At 31.3% G+C, this 19394-nt stretch carries 14 protein-coding genes and 2 pseudogenes; 15 read left to right on the top strand and 1 reads right to left on the bottom strand.

Annotated elements, in window-relative coordinates:
- Positions 1-117 precede the first annotated feature (117 nt).
- From AAGD19_RS06750 to AAGD19_RS06710, 9 genes and pseudogenes are all read left to right on the top strand, one after another.
- On the top strand, positions 118-3225 hold the full coding sequence (locus AAGD19_RS06750; RefSeq protein ID WP_341747677.1) for an N-6 DNA methylase: 3108 nt from the start codon (positions 118-120) through the stop codon (positions 3223-3225).
- Positions 3226-3488: 263 nt separating this feature from the next.
- Positions 3489-3729 (top strand): annotated as a pseudogene (locus AAGD19_RS06745) (integrase core domain-containing protein); the annotation flags it as partial.
- Positions 3730-4211: 482 nt separating this feature from the next.
- Positions 4212-5066 (top strand): SDR family oxidoreductase, encoded by an 855-nt coding sequence (locus AAGD19_RS06740; protein ID WP_341747676.1) that lies wholly within the window; start codon positions 4212-4214, stop codon positions 5064-5066.
- 9 nt (positions 5067-5075) lie between these two features.
- On the top strand, positions 5076-6086 hold the full coding sequence (locus AAGD19_RS06735; RefSeq protein WP_341747675.1) for a polysaccharide biosynthesis protein: 1011 nt from the start codon (positions 5076-5078) through the stop codon (positions 6084-6086).
- On the top strand, positions 6079-7206 hold the full coding sequence (gene wecB, locus AAGD19_RS06730) for a non-hydrolyzing UDP-N-acetylglucosamine 2-epimerase (RefSeq protein ID WP_341747674.1): 1128 nt from the start codon (positions 6079-6081) through the stop codon (positions 7204-7206). The genes AAGD19_RS06735 and wecB overlap by 8 nt, the downstream gene beginning before the upstream one ends.
- On the top strand, positions 7203-8273 hold the full coding sequence (locus tag AAGD19_RS06725; RefSeq protein ID WP_341747673.1) for a hypothetical protein: 1071 nt from the start codon (positions 7203-7205) through the stop codon (positions 8271-8273). Before wecB ends, AAGD19_RS06725 begins: the two co-directional genes overlap by 4 nt.
- 503 nt (positions 8274-8776) lie before the next feature.
- Positions 8777-9748 carry a glycosyltransferase family 2 protein gene (locus tag AAGD19_RS06720; protein ID WP_341747672.1) on the top strand — a complete coding sequence of 324 codons (972 nt, stop codon included), beginning with the start codon at positions 8777-8779 and terminating at the stop codon, positions 9746-9748.
- Entirely contained in the window at positions 9748-11493 is a 1746-nt protein-coding gene (locus tag AAGD19_RS06715; RefSeq protein ID WP_341747671.1) for a glycosyltransferase family 2 protein, read from the top strand. Before AAGD19_RS06720 ends, AAGD19_RS06715 begins: the two co-directional genes overlap by 1 nt.
- A 999-nt stretch (positions 11494-12492) precedes the next feature.
- Entirely contained in the window at positions 12493-12750 is a 258-nt protein-coding gene (locus tag AAGD19_RS06710; protein ID WP_341747670.1) for a hypothetical protein, read from the top strand.
- On the opposite strand, the gene AAGD19_RS06705 is transcribed toward AAGD19_RS06710, so the two are convergent.
- Positions 12730-13713 (bottom strand): transposase, encoded by a 984-nt coding sequence (locus tag AAGD19_RS06705; protein WP_341747233.1) that lies wholly within the window; start codon positions 13711-13713, stop codon positions 12730-12732. The two genes, AAGD19_RS06710 and AAGD19_RS06705, sit on opposite strands and share 21 nt — an antisense overlap.
- A 130-nt stretch (positions 13714-13843) precedes the next feature.
- Between AAGD19_RS06705 and AAGD19_RS06700 the strand changes: the two genes are divergently transcribed.
- From AAGD19_RS06700 to AAGD19_RS06675, 6 genes and pseudogenes are all read left to right on the top strand, one after another.
- Positions 13844-14530 (top strand): phosphatase PAP2 family protein, encoded by a 687-nt coding sequence (locus tag AAGD19_RS06700; RefSeq protein WP_341747669.1) that lies wholly within the window; start codon positions 13844-13846, stop codon positions 14528-14530.
- Positions 14517-14927, top strand: coding sequence for a phosphatase PAP2 family protein (locus tag AAGD19_RS06695; protein WP_341747668.1), 411 nt, complete (start codon positions 14517-14519; stop codon positions 14925-14927). Before AAGD19_RS06700 ends, AAGD19_RS06695 begins: the two co-directional genes overlap by 14 nt.
- A 182-nt stretch (positions 14928-15109) precedes the next feature.
- Positions 15110-15397 carry a hypothetical protein gene (locus AAGD19_RS06690; protein WP_341747667.1) on the top strand — a complete coding sequence of 96 codons (288 nt, stop codon included), beginning with the start codon at positions 15110-15112 and terminating at the stop codon, positions 15395-15397.
- A 251-nt stretch (positions 15398-15648) separates the two neighbouring features.
- Positions 15649-16185, top strand: a complete 537-nt coding sequence (locus AAGD19_RS06685) for a demethoxyubiquinone hydroxylase family protein (RefSeq protein ID WP_341747666.1) — start codon at positions 15649-15651, stop codon at positions 16183-16185.
- Between the two features lie 20 nt (positions 16186-16205).
- Positions 16206-18683 (top strand): annotated as a pseudogene (locus AAGD19_RS06680) (UvrD-helicase domain-containing protein); the annotation flags it as partial.
- Positions 18684-19394: a PD-(D/E)XK nuclease family protein gene (locus AAGD19_RS06675; RefSeq protein ID WP_341748491.1), complete on the top strand. Its 711-nt coding sequence runs from the start codon at positions 18684-18686 to the stop codon at positions 19392-19394.

Here is a 19394-nt window from a genome sequence, read left to right as displayed (position 1 = left end):
ATAAGGTTAGTAAAAAATATCTTAAATATCTATTGTCGATGAGTTTTGTTTTGGATATAACTAAAGGGACAATAATACTACTTTTGATTTGTTATTGAATAATTGTGTGATTTAGTTATGAGCGAAGAACTTCTGCAACGAGATTTAATCAAGAATCCCCAAAAAATAGGGACTTGGAATTTTTATGATATTGGTGCAATAACTATTAGTGCTTTAAAAAAAGCTGATATAATAAGAAGTATAGATTATGGGGATATATCAAACAAGAGAGTTGATGCCATTATCACAAAACAAAAAGAAGTTATTGCTATTGTGGAATTTAAACTACCTGAAAACTTTAATACCAAGGATAAAAAAAATAATGCCATTTTGCAAGAAATTGAGGTTGCCAAAAAACTAAAAACAAAATTAATTATTGCAACTGATACCCAAGAAACGGTATGGATTAATGTTGCTACTGGTAATAACGTAAAAAACGAAAAAGGTGATGATTTTAAGTATCTTTTTAACTCCAAAGATACAAACTTGCAAAAAGTTATCAATGAAATAATACAATCAATAAATGAAAAAAATGATAGAATTCTACCAAAAAAACTAATCAATCCAACCGACTTAGCAAAACAAATATGGCAAGATGTTTGGAGTGTTAGTGGTGCGACCCCTGAGAATTGCTTATACACATTTGTTGAATTATTTATATTCAAATATCTCAGTGATTTAAAAATATTGCAAGGTACTTATAATTTTTATACTTTACTGCGGATGTATGAAGAAGGCAATGAAACTAACACAGTTTTGCAACATTACGCAAATATTATCAGACCACAAATAAAAGAGCTGTTTCCTGAAAATGCCCTAGACAAGACCACCATAATAAATGGTAGCATATTTATCAGTAAAGAACAAAAAGCTGTAGATGGTTACGGAACAGTCTTTAAAAAAGTTTTACAAAAATTTAGAGATTATGGAAAACTTGAGCATGTTGACCATGATTTTAAAAGTAAGCTTTTTGAAAGTTTTTTGAAAGAAAGTATCAGTAAGAAAAATGGGGGACAGTTTTTTACTCCAATTAAAGTTGTTCGTGCTATCAACGAAATGGCAGAAGGTGAACTAAAAGATGGGATGACTATTTGTGATCCAGCATGCGGAGTGGGTAAATTTCCATTAGAATTTATAAAAGACAATCTTGATAAGCTTTTTAAAGTTGAAAACAATAAAATAATACAAAAAGTTAAAATAGTTGGTTTTGATAAAGATGAACAAAAAACCATCATTTTAGCAAAAGCCAATATGCTTATTTATTTTTGTGAACTGATAAAAGATAATATTGGACTAACTAGAGAATTTGCCAAAATATTTAATGAGAGTTTTATTTTAAAAACAAATTCAATACTTGGTACGCTTTCTGAAGCAGAAGAAGAGAAATATGATTTAATTTTAACAAATCCCCCTTATGTAACAAGTGGAAGTAGTAATTTAAAAAAAGAAATATCTACGAGTCTTACTTTAAAAAACCACTATAAAATCAATGCCATGGGTATTGAAGGGCTTTTTATGGAGTGGATCATTAAAGCTCTAAAAAAAGGTGGCAAGGCTTTTATAGTTGTACCTGACGGTATCTTTAATAGACAGAATGATAAAAATTTAAGGCAATATATTTTAGATAGTTGTTATATTGACGCAATTATTTCTTTGCCATTAAAGACATTTTTTACAACACAAAAAAAGACCTATATTTTAGCAATTACAAAAAAATCTGATATTTCTGATATTCAAACTGATCCTGTATTCACTTATTTAGTCAGTGAAATAGGTGAAAGTAGGGATGTAAATAGATTTGATATTGAGCAAGATGACTTAAAAGAAGCTGTTAATTTATATAATGCTTTTAAGGGCAATAAGAAGTATTTTACAACTCTTAATCATGATAAGAGGTGTAAGATAGTTTCGATAAATGAATTTGACAGTGAGAAAAATTGGTCTGTAGAAAGATGGTGGAGTAAAGAAGAAAAAATTGAATTAGGCATTGAAGGAATAGACCAAGTAGTTTCAATTAGTGAGTTTAGTGATATAATTAGCGATTTAGTAACGAGCTGTAATGAGTTTACTACATCTTTGCAAGATATTGGTTTTAATGTAACTCAAGAAAAAAAAAAGTACTTAGAAATACCTTTAAATGATTGTAGCTATTTTAAATTATTTATAGGTAAAAGAGTTTTAAAAAGGGATTTAATAAATATTAAAGCTGGCAATATACCCGCATATAGTGCAAATGTATTTAATCCAGTTGGTTTGATAAAAGATAGTAATATAAAAGATTTTGATAGTAATTTTGTTATATGGGGTATTGATGGTGATTTTAAATTTAATTTTATTAGAAAGTACATCCCATTTGCAACAACTGATCATTGTGGAACAATAAGAATATTAGAAGATACTATCTTGCCACAATATTTAATGATTGAGCTAGACAGAATTAAGGATGTTTATGGTTTTGATAGGGGATTAAGAGCTTCTCTAAAAAATATGCAGAATATCATTATTAGATTACCTGTAGATGTCGATGGGAATCTTGATATTGACATCCAACAAGATATTATAGAAAAATATCAAGTAATCTCTGAAATTAAGCAAGAAGTTGGGGAATACAAACATAAAATAGATAAACTTGTTATCAAAATTGATGATGCAATCGAGTATTGCCAAAGTGTAAAAATAGAGGATATTTTTAATATAAAAAAAGGAATAGCAAAATACACTAAGACTTATATTAAAAAACATAAAGGTTCGTATCCTATCTACTCAGCAAACACAAAACAAGATGGTGTTTTAGGTTATATAAATCATTTTGATCATGATGTTGAATCTATCCAGATTACTACCAATGGATATGCTGGCACAGTTTTTTATAGGTCAAAACATAAATTTAGCATAAATGGAGATGCAAGATTGTATATCCCAAAATGTGATAACCTTGATTGTTTATATCTATCGTTTGAATTACAAAAAGTATTAGATAAAAATAACTTTAACTGGGAATACAAGCCAACCATAGAAAGAACAAGAAATATTGAAATCAAAATCCCAATTACTGCAACAGGTGAATTTGATTTACCAAAACAAAAGGAGATAGCAGAAAAATATCGTAAAATCGAAGAAATAAAAAATAGTGTAAAAAGAGAACTTGAAAAAATAGAAAATATAAAAGTTGATATTGGTTTATAATTTTATCTATACTCAAATGATTTAAAGAATTGGAACGAAAAACAAGGAGTGAGTAAGCTCAAGAAGTGCAATGAGCTATGCGAGCATATCAATTATTCGTGCAAATATTTGTAGAGTCAATTTGATGTGGCAGAGGATTGCTAAGTGTTAGACTGTGAACAGAGCCTAACAGACCGGTATAAAATTATCTGAAACTAGTAGCACCATGGTCTCTAACAGTTGCTAAGGGTAGTTGTCTTTCTTGTGCCTTTATTTTCTGACCACTCTCAATAAACGGTAAAGGCAGGAGTATTGATAATATAATTATTGAGAGATTTTTTAGAACCTTGAAGTATAATTGTATATTTATTAATGATTTTAGCAATATTAAAGAACTAAAAGATGCTATTGATAATTATATGAATAAATATAATTATCAAAGATTCCATTCAGCTATTGGTTATAAAAAAACCTATGCATGTCTATCTTAATTATATGCAAAACTACATGCAAATTGCTGCTTAATAAAAATGCAAAATAGGAAACAAATTTATCTTTTTTTTGTCTAATTCTTTCAGTCCATTATAGAAGAAGGAGATTATATCATGAATAAAATAATAGGTCTAGATGTAAGTAAAAAATGGCTTGATATATGTGTATATATGTCAAATAATAAACCAATGTGCTTCTGATACTGTCTTAAGAGTCAAGGATTAAAGATAGAATTATTTTTAATTACTTCAAATCAAGTACTTATAACACCTCTCTTCCTTAAACTCTAGTTTCGAAGGCTATTGCCTCATTACAAATCTAACTACTCAATAACCGTTGCTTCATCCATTCTCCAACTGTTCCAATGGCTTGTATAGTGACAACTAAAATTACCGGATGGCGACAATATGACAAGATTTGGAAAAGTTATCTATTTTAAAGAATGAGTTTGGTGATATAATAACATAACCTCATGAATCCTAGCAAAAACTGAATAAAAGCTTGAAGAATAATCTATGAAAATATTAATCCTTGGTATAACAGGCATGCTTGGCAATGCCATGTTTAGGTTTATGGCTGAAGATCATAACCTTAACGTTTACGGGACAGCTAGGAATAATGGTGCTTGCCGTTATTTTTCTGAAGAGTCATCTAAACAACTCATTGCCCCAGTAAATATAGAAAATCATGATTCTCTTATTAAATTATTTGCAACAATTCGACCTGATGTGGTAGTAAATTGTATTGGGCTAATTAAACAACTAGAGGATGCAAATGATTACCTACAAGCACTATCAATTAATGCTTTGCTTCCTCATAGACTTAGTATAATATGTCAAGCTATAGGCTCTCGTTTTATACATGTTAGTACAGATTGTGTATTTTCCGGGTCTAAGGGTAACTATACAGAGAGTGATTTTGCAGATGCTAATGATCTCTATGGTCGCTCAAAGTTTTTAGGGGAAGTAAGTTATCCTAACACTATAACACTTCGTACTTCAATTATCGGGCATGAGTTATCAGGAGGTAAGAGTCTCATAGGCTGGTTTCTTGCACAAAAAAACCAAGTTAGAGGATTTGTCCAAGCCGTGTTCTCTGGACTTCCAACTATTGAATTAGCAAGGATAGTTCGTGACATCGTTATACCGCGACCCGATATGTGTGGACTTTATCATGTCGCAGCAAAACCGATCAATAAATATGATTTGTTAAAACTTGTGGCTAGTACTTATAAAAAAACAATCGAAATAATTCCATCTAATGAACTGGTCATTGATCGCTCACTTAATGCCGAGCTTTTTAATAAGGCAACGGGATATGCACCGCCTGAGTGGTCAGAGTTAATTCAACGTATGTATAAATTTCAATAAAAGGTAAGAATGTTTGTTAATAAAATTTTAATGATTACTGGAGGTACGGGGTCATTTGGTAACACAGTAATGAAACGATTACTAGAAAGTGATATTAAAGAAATTCGCATATTCAGTCGGGATGAAAAAAAACAAGAAGATATGAGGATTGCTTTCAATAACCCAAAGCTTAAGTTTTATATTGGGGACGTAAGAAATTATGATAGTATTTACTATGCTATGAAAAATGTTAATTATGTGTTCCATGCTGCAGCCTTGAAGCAAGTTCCATCATGTGAATTTTATCCGATGGAAGCAGTGCGGACTAATGTACTGGGAACTGAAAATATGATGAATGCAGCTATTGCCAATGGTGTTGAGCGGATTGTGGTACTCAGTACTGATAAGGCGGTATATCCTATCAATGCCATGGGGTTATCAAAAGCAATGATGGAAAAACTGTTGATAGCTAAAGCTCGAATGAGTTCTAAAGGAGATACCGTTCTGTGTTGTACTCGTTATGGTAATGTAATGGCTTCCCGTGGCTCGGTAATACCTCTTTTTGTTAATCAAATTAAAGAGGGAAAACCTCTAACTATTACCGACCCAAATATGACACGTTTCTTAATGTCACTTGAAGATTCTGTAAACTTAGTGTTATATGCCTTTGAACATGGGCAACAAGGTGATATTTTTGTCCAAAAAGCTCCGGCTTCAACAATTGAAGTATTAGCTCATGCTATAAAAGAATTATTTAATGCTAATAATGAAATTCGTTTAATTGGTGTACGTCATGGAGAAAAGATCTATGAATCTTTGATTTCTTGTGAGGAGATGGTCAAAGCTGAAGATTTAGGAAATTATTACAGGATTCCTGCCGATAATCGTGATCTCAATTATTCAAAGTTTTTTGTAGAAGGAGATCTAAACGTTGCTACTCTAAGTGACTATACATCAGGCAATACAGAAAGATTAAATATAGAACAAGTTAAAAAGCTTTTATTAACACTTGACTTCATTAAAGAGCAACTTAATGCTTAAAGTAATGACCATTATTGGTACTCGCCCAGAACTTATTAAAATGTCTAGAGTAATTTCTGAGTTTGATGAGTATACGAACCATATTTTGGTTCATACAGGGCAAAATTTTGATTATGAACTGAATCAGATTTTCTTTGATGATCTTAACATTCGTAAGCCAGATTATTTTTTAGAAGCTGCTGTTAGTGGTAATGCAACACAAACCATTGCACGCATTATTGAGAAAACTGATGAAGTTTTAGGAAAAGAACAACCAAATGCATTGTTGCTTTATGGTGATACAAATTCCTGCCTTTCGGTTATCGCAGCCAAAAGGCGAAAGATACCAGTTTTTCATATGGAAGCCGGCAACCGTTGTTTTGATCAAAGAGTACCAGAAGAGCTAAATCGTAAAGTAGTTGACCATTTAAGTGATATCAATATAGTTCTGACTGAACATGCTCGCCGTTATCTTATTGCCGAAGGAGTATCGCCAGAGCGAATTATCAAGTCTGGTTCGCATATGCAAGAAGTGTTGGGTTATTTTATGCCTAAAGTGCGTCTATCAAATGTGCTAGATAAACTAAAACTTCAAGCTCATCAATATTTTTTAGTCAGTATTCATCGTGAAGAGAATGTAGATGTGTCAGCCAATTTACAGGACTTACTTAATACTTTACAGATGTTGGTTAAAGAATATGATATGCCCGTGGTTGTATCAACACATCCTCGTACACGTCAGCTGTTAGAAAAATTAGGTATTAAAGGTTTGGATAAACAAATTCGCTTTTTAAAACCATTCGGTTTTCTAGATTACATAAAATTGCAAATGGAGGCTTTTTGCATTTTATCTGATAGTGGTACAATTACTGAGGAAGCTTCTCTTCTTAAATTACCAGCAATTACCATTCGTAATACTCACGAAAGACCTGAGGGTATGGATGAAGGTGTTTTAATAATGAGTGGTCTTAAAGTAGAAAAGGTTCTAGATGCTGTACGCATTGTAACCAAACAACATAGTAAATATAGTCATTTACAAACAATCGTTTCAGATTATAATGCTGGCTTAGTATCTCAAAAAATACTCCGTATCGTTTTGAGCTACGTGGATTATATTAATAGAGTTGTGTGGTTTAAGTGAAAAAAACTAATCAAATGCTAGAGTGGTGTGATAGCCAAACATTTTTTAAACGGGCTTCTGAGCTAATTGAAACTGTTTCTATTGTGATGGATATTGGTTGTGGTATTCGTCCGCAACAGTTTGTAATACCTGACTTTCTCATTTGTGTTGAGCCTCATCTTGAATATGTTGAGATACTTAAGAAAAACCTAGATGGAACAAATTCAATAATTATTTCGCTTGATGCGAAACAGGCACTATCAGCACTGCCTGATAATGCTGTTGATTCGATATTTTTAATTGATGTCATTGAACATATGACTAAGGAAATTGGCCTAGAGGTCATTAGTGAATCTGAGCGTGTTGCACGTAAGCAAGTAGTGTTATTCACTCCGTTAGGTTTTATGCCTCAGGAAACTCATGCTAGTAGTTTAGATGGGTGGAATTTACATGGTGGAACGTGGCAGGATCATAAATCCGGGTGGTATCCAGAAGATTTTTTAGATTGGCATGTGCTTGCATGCAAGCATTTACATATCGCTGATTTTAAAGGTCAGCCAATTAACCCTCCGTATGGTGGGTTCTACGCCATAAAGACTTTAGTCAAATCTATAAACTATTTCAACGAAATATATTCTCAAGAAGTTCTATTAGATAGCACAAGTAATTTAAATGCTATTCGGACTATTTTCCCTCAGTTTATAGATCAAGTAGTTTCTCGTGAGATTGAAAGGAGTAATATGAAATGTGCTATTCAGTCATGTCAAAGGACAACGATATTATTTATTGAACAAAAAGCTACGAAATCGGTAAATGAGATCTTTGATATAATAACTCTTGAAAAAACAGATAATTATTTGAAGGAAGCACGAGAATATAATGCAAAAATACGAGAATTTGCTTCTCAATTTCTAGATTTTAATTTCCGGGAATCTGAACTAAAGGTTCGTGATGAGCTACTTACGGCTCGTGAAGCTGAATTAAGAGTTCGTGATGAGCTAATTACGACTCGTGAAGCTGTTATCTCTAAAAATATATATGTAAGAATTTATAGGAAGCTTAAAAATTTATTTGATATAGCTAAATAAGAAGATAACTATGGACTGACTATTTTTCTAGGATATGGTCTTTTTATTTATATAATTTCAGATTTTTTTAACAAAAGGGTACTAGATATTCACAAAATTTTTACCTGAAACATAATTATATTTCTTAGCAGCAATAATTGCTTATTTTACCTGCATTAGGGGGTTGTTGACTTATGCTTTTGGAGGGGCGGTTAAGGAGATGAATATCATCCATGGGTTGCAATTTGCAAATCAAAGTAGCGTATTATTTCACAACTATGCACGACTAGCAACTATATTCCAATGTGAGTAACTACAAACTAATAGTATTAGGACTGATAAAAGATGTATTTCATCGTTTAACACAAACAAGCCTATTAATCCTCTTTTAGCGGTTTATATTATATGACAAACGCCCACTTTTAGTGGAGTGATTGTCTATGTTATGGTAAATTACTAGATACAATTTTGAGGGTGTTTATTTGGTTATATAATTTATCAAATATTTTATACAAGGAATTATTATGAATGTTAATATACCGCAAAAACAAGAGTATAACCCTATAGTTAGTGTGATTATACCTACGTATAATCGTGAGCAATTCATAGGTGAAGCTATTCGTAGTGTTCTTGGGCAAAGTTTTACAAACTTTGAAATTATAGTAGTTGATGATGGTTCTTCGGATAATACAAAAGAAGTTATAAAAATATTTAAAGATCCTAGAGTGTACTATTATTACCAAGAAAACAAGGGGAGATCTAGTGCAAGAAACTACGCTATACTTCTTTCGAGAGGTAAGTATATAACATTTCTTGATTCAGACGATCTTTACATATCAAGTAAATTAGAGTTGCAAGTTAATTATCTAGATTCACATCCAAACGTAAGCATGATATACACGTCGGCTAATTGTATTGATGAAGTTGGGAATTTCTTAAAACACAGATATAATGCTAGTTCTTCTGGTTACCTGTACCAAGAGATTGCATTTTTTGTACCATTAACCATAACTTTACCAACCGTCATGGTTAGGAAAGAGGTATTTAATCATGTTGGATACTTTGATGAAAAAATGCATAGGTTTGAAGATACTGATATGTGGCGTCGTATATCAAAAATCTATGAAATAGATGCTATACCAATATATAGCTGTCATCTAAGAACTCATAAAGACAATGAATTGTTAAATCAAGATCCGCAAGTAATTGAATCTGCTCTAAAATATTATTCTGCGAAGATTTTTCATGAAGATAATGAATTTGATCTTGAGTTACGCAAGCACGGCATAGCAAAAATGTATAGATATTACGGTTATGCATTGATTAGCATTCAACAATTTCAGGATACCGGAAAAAAGTTTTTGAAGATTGCGGATACATTTCATAGCCAACGAATATCATGGTTTCGTTTAGTTGTAAGATTTGTATATTATAGATCACTGCATTTAATCTATAAGTCTTATTGTCAATTTAGAAAATATATAAAGAGAAAATAGTGAATAAAATAATAAATATATACCCAAAGGTTTCACTTGTTATTCCCGTTTACAACGGTGCTAATTATATGCGTGAAGCAATAGATAGTGCGGTTGCTCAGACTTATAAAAATTTAGAAATTTTAGTTGTTAATGATGGATCAAATGATAATGGTGAAACGGAACGTATAGCTTTATCTTATGGTAACAAGATTCGTTATTTTTCCAAACCAAACGGTGGGGTAGCTTCAGCCTTAAATTTGGCAATTAAGGAAATGACAGGAGAGTATTTTTCGTGGCTTAGTCATGATGATGTTTACAATCCAAATAAAATTGAACATCAAATTAATATACTTAATACTCTTCCCAATCGTAATACGATTATTTACGGAGGGTATGAGGTTATAGATCATAACTCTAAGTCACTGTCTTTTATAAGACCAGATAAAATATTATCAGCAAAAAAATGTAATATCCCATTATTCCCTCTTATGCGAGGATTAATTCATGGATGTGCTCTTTTAATACCTATAAAATATTTTTGTGAAATTGGTACTTTTGATGAAACATTATTAACTACCCAGGATTATGCACTTTGGTTTGAGTTTTTACGGATAGCACCTATTCATTTTGATGATCATATTTTAATTAAAAGTCGTACTCATCTAGACCAAGGAACACACAAAATTACTAGCCATATGAATGAATGTAGTGAATTATGGTCTAGGTTTCTCAGAAGATTAACTTTAGAAGAAATGACTATAATGGAAGGATCACCTTATTTATTTCTGCATCGTACTAGTATTTTTCTTGCATATTACCAACAACCATCTAAGCTAGCTGAATCAATGGCTAATGCTCTTTTAGCTGACATTAAGATTAGTGTAATTATGCCAATTTATAATAGAATTGATTTAGCAATTGAGTCTATAAAGAGTGTTATTGCTCAAACTCATCAGTGTTTTGAATTGATTATAGTAGATGATGGTTCTGAAGATGATGTATCTAGGTTAATTGAGGAATGTAATAAAGATAGTAGAATTAAATATATTCGTAAGGAAAATGCAGGACCAGCGACGGCACGTAATCTAGGTATTAAACATGCAACTGGGCAGTACATAGCGTTCATTGATTCTGATGATTTGTTTTATGACAATAAACTTGAGGTTCAATTGAAGTTTATGGAGGATAATAGTTTGTTATTCTCGCATACTTCTTACCATAGGATAGATTGGGCTGGAAATTTGATAAAATATATAAGCTCTGGTACTTTTAGCAAGCAAGTCTTTCCAAACATTATTACTAAATGTCCAATAGCAATGTCTAGTGTGATGGGAAAAACCTCCCTTTTTATGTCAAACAAATTCCCTGAAAATATAGGAATTGGTAAAGATGTATGCTTATGTATCTCTATAGCAAGCAAATATGAGGTAGGAGCGATTGACATCGCATTATCGAAGGTTAGAGTTAATTACAGTACTACTACATGCTTAAATACTAAAAAAACAATAATAGGATTAATCAATATTGCATCATTTGTTATGAACGATGAATATTTAAGTCAATTTGATAAGCACGTTCAGTTGTTACTATTTTCTGCAGCAAATATATCTAGCTTGCCATTAGATAAATTAATAAAATTTAATGACTGCCCATCTGAGAGACGTAATCCTAATATAGTAGTGAAGTTAATTAGATCGTTGCGTGTAGATGGCTTTAGAATAACATGGAACAAAATTTGTAGGAAACTAGGTATACTCCAATGATGGTTTTGATACTGTCTTAAGAGTCAAGCATTAAATTAGGATTATAGTGATATCAAAAAAATATTTCATATCAACTTAATATATTTTGTGTTGAGCGATATAAGCTCTCCATTATATCACGGTCAGACTATATTTAGAAAAATGGACAGGGAACATCCAGTAGACTTACATCTTGCTGATATACCCGAGTTGCCAATTAATTATACTGGCAAAAGCTATATTTAACGCTGGTTTCATGTGAGGCTCGATACTAAAACATTTTTAATACAAACATATTTCTAAAAAATATAGTTTTTATTAAGTGTTTTAATGTTACAAATTAACTTCAAATGTTCATAAAACCTAGCTCTGCTCTTATAAATTAATTGGCAACTCGGGTTATTTAATTGGCAACTGGGGTTAAAAAAATATTTAAAATATTAATTTTCTAGAGATATTGTTACTTTTTTAGAGGGGGCATTTTCCGTTACAATCTTTGCTCTAAAGGGGGCAAAACCTGATTACAATTTACAGTGAATCACTAACTTTAACTGGTTGTGGAATTATGGATAACTTCTAACGAAGTTTCCCACAATTCCACAACCACAACCATCTAAATTTTAAAAAAAAAATTCACAATAAAACGGACAATTACCTTGTTACAAAACCCGAACATTTTAGAATGTTATTGACAAGATTTTTGAAAATTTTTTATAAGAAATTCAATTTTTATATAGAACTTAAGATTATTTATTAGTTGAAAATTTATTAAAATATCTATTTATTAAATTTATAATAGTTGTATTTTAGTAAATTTAAACTATTAATTGTTATTTGGGTGAAAACAACAACCATATTTATACTCCTGTTTATAATTTCTGTAACAAACAAGATTTATGCATCAGCTTGGTTAATTGACTCAGGAAGTACAAATATACGGTTACTGCTAGCAATATTGATAAAAATTCTAAAAATATTAAACAAGTAAGAGCCAATCTTTTTCTACAAATTCAGTGTAAATTGGCATATTTAAAAGATCGTATTAAGTTGGTTAATAATTCATCAGCTCTTTATAATAAGTTATTTAGGCAAATTCAATTTTTAGAGCGTAGATCTAGAGAAATATCCTCATACCAAGACGAATTAATGCGAATTTTTGCTATCGAATATGGAATTAATAAAAACCAAAATTTAGGAATTCAATTACTTTATAAAGAAAATAAATTCCAGGGAAGTAATGACATGAACTACCAAAACTTACGCTATGTAAGGTTCTAAATAGCGTAAAGAGGGTGAACGTAACTGCTGTTGCATATAATGATCTAAAAGCCCTAACTTTATTTGATAAACCGTCTTACCTATTTTGTGTGCAGTTCTTTTTAGAAAAGCCCACACTAAAAATGCACAACTAATGTGATTACGCTGGATGCGTTGTTTTCTGCATTGGCATCGTTCTATACCGGTAAGTTGCTTGATTTCTCTATGCATGCTCTCAATTACCCAACGAAAGCCACACTCATCTTGTACGGCTTTAGAAGATTTTTGAGTTTTGTTATTGGTAACAATATAATCAACTCTGTTGGTAGAAACAGTAAGTTTAAACAAATTAACATGCTTATCTTTTGCAAAGCCCTTTATATGAATCTCCACTCCGCTCTTAATTTCCTCATCTGAAAACGTTAACTTGCTAACAGCTTTATAAGGCTTAGAAGAGGAAGTTTTAGTAACGTTTCTATTTGCTTTAATAGGAGCATAATAATATTTACCCAAGGAATCAACATGTTGCATAATTTTATGCGTAGCATACCATGTGTCAAAAAGCACAGTTTGAAAAGGAATCTTTTTGCTATACACAGCATTATTTAACATATTTAATAGGTGTTCTACTTTTGTCGCTCCATCATGTTCGGGCGAAAAAATTCGGTAATCTATTACCCAAAACTTATTAATATCCGGATTATAATATACCAAACTTACTACTCCTATACCAGTAGTAATACCACCTGTAGCCCCACTGTACTGTGATCTAGCAATTTCTATTTTCTTGGTATTTCTTTTATTTAACACCGTATCATCAAATATTGTATATCCGTTAGGCGATAAAATAACATCATCCTTAATATGTTCCCATAACAAAGAAGGTGTATATTTTTCATTTTTTAAAAATCTATTAATAACATCATGGCTACATTTTTTGGCATGTTCAGCATAGTAGGTCAAACTATAATTCTTTTGACTCACTATTAGAAATTGACAGTAATCTGTCCTATTAACTGGTATTGCTTGCAATTTTATCCTCTTGGCATTTGTAAATTATACTCAACATAATGTACCATTTTTTTTCTCATAGCGTAAGTTTTGATTAGTAAGTATGTTATTTAATTTTGCTCTAAAAATTACATTTCAAGTACCACTATCCGCTCATATTGGTAAACAAGGTTTTGCTTTTCCAAGTGGTCATATGCAGTCTTCAGTTGTTTTGTGTGGTCATATGCAGTCTTCAGTTGTTTTGTATGGTTGGCTGATGACAAAAACACAAAGCCGTATATGTAAAATTCTGATAACTGGCTTGCTATTTGGAATAGGAGTGAGTTTAGTCTATTTTGGCTATCATAATTATTTTGATATTCTAGGAGCCATATTTTTTGGTTCTTTATTAATAGCCTTTTATACATTTCTTGCAAGCACAAAAAAGCAAATATTGCCACCAGTTTTATTGACTTTTACTACATTTTTGATGTTGTACATTGCATCTATACATAAGGTAGAAGAACATCTATATATGGCATATTACGCTCTTATTGGAGTAATATTTTCTGAAAACATTTTTACAAAAAAAATAACAATTATAAATCTACGAAGCAAAATATCAGCAACAATACTGTGTTTTTTCATGCTCTTTATAGTCAAAATGCTTTTTACAATTGGTTATATCTCCTCTTTACCATTAGCTATCAGGCAAATACAATGGGCTATAATCGGATTTTGTATCCCAGCATCAGTTTTTATTGTAAACTATATTAATCATTATAAGCGTTCTTTCCATGATAGATTCTAGTTGGATTGTAGAAATAAGAACAGATTTTCTAACAACCATGTTTAAGTTATTTCCATTTTTTGCTAGTGATTACTTTTATATTACCATTACTGCTTTAGGATATTGGTTAAATCCATCGGCATTATTATTTAGATCATTAGGATTTTTAATACCTTTTTGTACTTTACTTAATTGCTTGTTAAAGAATTTATTTAAAATATCGCGTCCTGACATATCTTTACATTTAATATCTGTGTATGATCCTTTTGGCTTTCCTAGTGGTGATGTTCAAGTGGCAACCACTTTTTGGCTAGCAATCTTTTTAAGTCTTAAAAATAGTCCTTTCAAGTATTTATGCTTACTGCCAATAATTGGTATTGGTCTTTCAAGAGTATATCTTGGTGTTCATAGTATATAACCCGAGTTGCCAATTAATTTATAAGAGCAGAGCTAGGTTTTATGAACATTTGAAGTTAATTTGTAACATTAAAACACTTAATAAAAACTATATTTTTTAGAAATATGTTTGTATTAAAAATGTTTTAGTATCGAGCCTCACATGAAACCAGCGTTAAATATAGCTTTTGCCAGTATAATTAATTGGCAACTCGGGTTATATATGATGTAATTGGTGGTTTGATATTTGGATTTTGTGTTTTACATATATGGAAAACATATTTAGAAAGAGCATTGCTTGTAGAAGTGTTTCAACATAGTTGCAAAAAATTTTGGTTTTTACTTGCTATAATAATTTCACTATACACCATAGTGTCTCAATCTTTACCATGGCCACCTATGATACCGATGGCAATAGGAGCTCTCATTGGCTTTGGGTTATCCTTACGATGGATAGAAAATCAGGCAGTTGGTCTACCAGCACAAAATTAGTATTCCAACCGCTCTAATATCCCTAGCCATTTTAATTGGCATAGCAAAATTCATACCTACTCTAAAAATAAACATTTTTATTTTCTATTGTAGTATTATATTAAAATATAGTGTTCTTGTTTTTGGAATTTTTGTATTAATTCCTAGTACTATCTCTAAGATCACTAGATCTAATAAAATTGATATATTATAAAATACCCGAATTCGCGTAATGCAATAAATTATCCGTTATTTAGATACTAAGGCAGCATATGGCAAGACCCGATTTCACCAATTCAGACAATATCATAAAAGAAATGATTAGAGTAAATCATGCTGGAGAATATGGGGCTAAACGAATTTATCAAGGGCAATTAAATTATTGCAAAAACCACGAAGATTCCTCTACAATAAAACATATGATGCAGCAAGAAGAAGTACATTTGAGCTACTTTACTAACTTGTTATTACAACATAATGTTAGACCAACTATTTTGATACCATTTTGGCATATTATTGGCTATGTACTTGGTAGTGGATCGATATTGATAGGAACAGAAACTGCCATGCTACTAACGCAAAGTGTAGAAGAAGTGATTGAACAACATTATCAGAAACAAATAGATTATCTCGAATTGTATAATTTAGAGAAAGAATTAGTAAATAGCATAAAACAATTTCAGGCTGAGGAAATTGAACATAAAGATATAGCTCTAGTACAAAGCAGTAAGGTAGTATTTGCTTCCTTAATTAATAAAGTTATTAAATTAATGTGTAATATGGCTATTAATGTGAGTAAAAAAGTTTAAGTTACTCAAATAGAAATAAAATGAATGAATTACAACAACAAGCATCTGACCCAGAATATTCTGTTTGGGTTTCTGCCTCAGCTGGTACAGGCAAAACCAAAATTTTAACAGATAGGGTGCTACGGTTACTAATTAAGGGAGTTCCATTTGAAAAGATCCTATGCTTAACTTTTACTAATGCAGCCACCCTTGAAATGCAGAGTAGGATTAAAAATAAGCTTGCTCAATTTGCTGCAAACGAAACCGCTAAATTAACTGAAGAGTTAGGTTTATTACTTACTAGAGAGCCTTTAGAAAGTGAGGTGCAATATACCAAAACTTTATATAACAGACTACTAAACTCTGAAGATGGTATTAATATTTACACTATCCATGCTTTCTGTCAGAAGATGCTTAAATTATTTCCTTTTGAAGTTGGCATTAATCCAGAATTTCAGGTTCTTGACGAGATTACAACACAAGGGGTTCTTAGCAAAATAAGAAACCAAATCTATTTAGATCCGACTTATAATGAGCTGATTAGTTTTTTTCTGACAAATTTCCATGAAACAACTATCAATGATATTTTCTCTGAAATAATCCAGCAGAAAATTAAGTTTAAGAAATTATTGGTCAAACAAATGGATTTTGTAGAGTACGATGCTCAAACTATTTTTGCACAATTATCAAATATTTATGACCAAGCTAGGCAATTATTGGCAAAATACTCAATAGCTGTTGACCTAGATCAAGAAATTCAACAATTTTTTCTTACTAAAGAAAACCTTAAGCGTAAGAATATATTGCCTAAATCTATGGCAATGAAGTACCCAAAGTTATTGAATGAACTTGAATATATTCAAGAGAAAATTTTTCAGCTAGATCAACAAGCTAAAATGCAAGATATGGAGAATTACTCAAATTCATTACGTAACTTGGCAAAGATTTTTCTTGATAAATATGATTCCTACAAAACCCAGCATAGTTTGCTTGATTATGATGATTTAATTTATCTTACGCAGTTATTATTAACGGATAATGCTGCAAAAAATTGGATAGCTTATAAACTTAATGGCGGGATTGACCACTTGCTTGTTGACGAAGCACAAGATACTAGCCTGGAACAATGGGACATTATCACTGCAATTATAGCAGACTTTACTTCTAGCACTAAGCAAAAAAGTACTATTTTTGTTGTAGGCGATGAGAAACAGTCGATTTTTAGTTTCCAAGGAGCAGATATTAGCTCTTTTAGTTATGTTAATGAAAATTTGTATAAAAACCTATCTGATGCAAATAAGAATTTCAGAAATATTACTCTCCAGTGGTCTTATAGATCTACTAAAGAAATTATTGATATTGTCTATCTAATTTTTCAACAAATTAAACATACTACTCCACAATTATTTACATCTGATAATCCTAAAATTTTGCCATTTCGTCAAACTCATAAAGGTAGAGTTGAACTTTGGCCATTAGTTAAGGGTGAAAAAGAGAGTAAGTTGTTTTGGCCTTTACTAGAAGAGCATAATAAATCCAAATCTGCTCAGCAATTACTTGCACAACAAATTGCTAGTTTTATAAAAAGCCAAATAGCAAGTAGAAGAATCCTGCCTGCTACTAATTCCGCAGTCAAAGAATCAGATTTTATGATTTTGGTACGCAAGAGAGATGAGTTGATTTTTGAGATTATTAACTGTCTTAAGCAACATGGTTTGCCAGTAGAAGATGTTGATCGGATCACTTTAAATAAAAGTTTGTCAGTATTAGACTTAATGAGCATAGCAAAATTTGTACTACTACCTCAAGATGACTTGAATTTGGCTAGTCTATTAAAATCACCAATAATTGGTATGAGTGAACAGGCACTACAAACTATTTCAGTTTCTCGGGGCAAGAATTCTATTTGGGGTTACCTACAAACTGTCCTAGACTATGCAAGTATATATAAGAAACTATGTCATTTCTTGCAGCTATATAAGGTTGCTAATTGTGAGAATTTTTTTTCACTTATTGTCGATTGTTTGGATGTTAGAAAAGTTTTAGTTGAGGCTAATGGATTTGATAGTAATGACGTAATAAATGAATTGATATATTTGAGTAGCAATTATGCTAATAATATAGATAGCTCATTGCAAAGCTTTGTTTATTGGTTTGAAAATAACAAAATTGAGATTAAAAGAAATTTAGAATCGTCAAGTAAGATAAAAATTATGACCGTGCATGCTTCTAAAGGTCTGCAAGCACCTATTGTTATTCTGTGCGATACTAGTTCAGTACCAACTAATAGTAATAAATTCATTTGGGACGAAAATCAAGTGTTCTCTACCACTCAATCAGCCAATAGCCCAGAATTCTTTAAAGTTCTCAAAGAAAAGGAGCAACAAAAAGACTTACAAGAATATATTAGACTACTTTATGTTGCAATGACTAGAGCCGAAGACCATTTAGTGATATGTGGTTATCAGCCAAGTAGTAAGCTACCACAAAATTGTTGGTATGAGTTGGTTGCTAGAACAATGAATATGCACGGGAAGGTACAGGAAAATGGTATTATAGTTTATGAATCAGTTATTGAAGGAAGTGGAAATGGGCAGGAATCTAAAGAAATAGACCAAAAAGGTGCTTTAGATATTCTAGATCCCGCACCAAAGCAGGATGACATTGAAGGCAGCCGGAATGACATTGAAGATTGGATACCAAACCTTTTTTTAATTAATAAAATCACCAAAAATACAAAGCAAAATTATTCAGTCAATTCTCCTCTTATAGTTAATGATCATTTGAAATATGGTAAGATATTTCATAAAATTCTAGAAGATGCCACAAAGATCAATGATTTTTCTATGATGAATAAACATCCGTTTATTCACAAGTTACCAACAACTCTGCAAGAAAAGATTCATAGCAATATTGATAAATTACTGAATAATATAGAATTTATGGCACTTATTTCCCAAGAGCTAAAAACTGAAGTGACGATAGGGACAACTCTAAATGATGAGGTTAAGATAGGAAGAATTGATTTACTTGCCATTGATACGGGAAAAATAACCATTATTGATTATAAATCCGATGCTGGGTCACCTAAAACCTGTCAATTAGTTAAGGAATCTTATATTGATCAGTTGAATTTTTACCGACATATAGTAGCAAAACTATATCCTAACAATGAAATTATTTGCAAAATTTTATGGCTAGAAAATGCCAATTTTATGACGATTGGTTAA

Origin of the sequence: Candidatus Tisiphia endosymbiont of Dascillus cervinus (assembly GCF_964026405.1) — a bacterium.
In the GTDB taxonomy this organism is placed as follows: domain Bacteria; phylum Pseudomonadota; class Alphaproteobacteria; order Rickettsiales; family Rickettsiaceae; genus Tisiphia.
The sequence above is the reverse complement of the archived record's forward strand: the minus strand, read 5'-3'. Positions and strand labels throughout refer to the sequence as shown.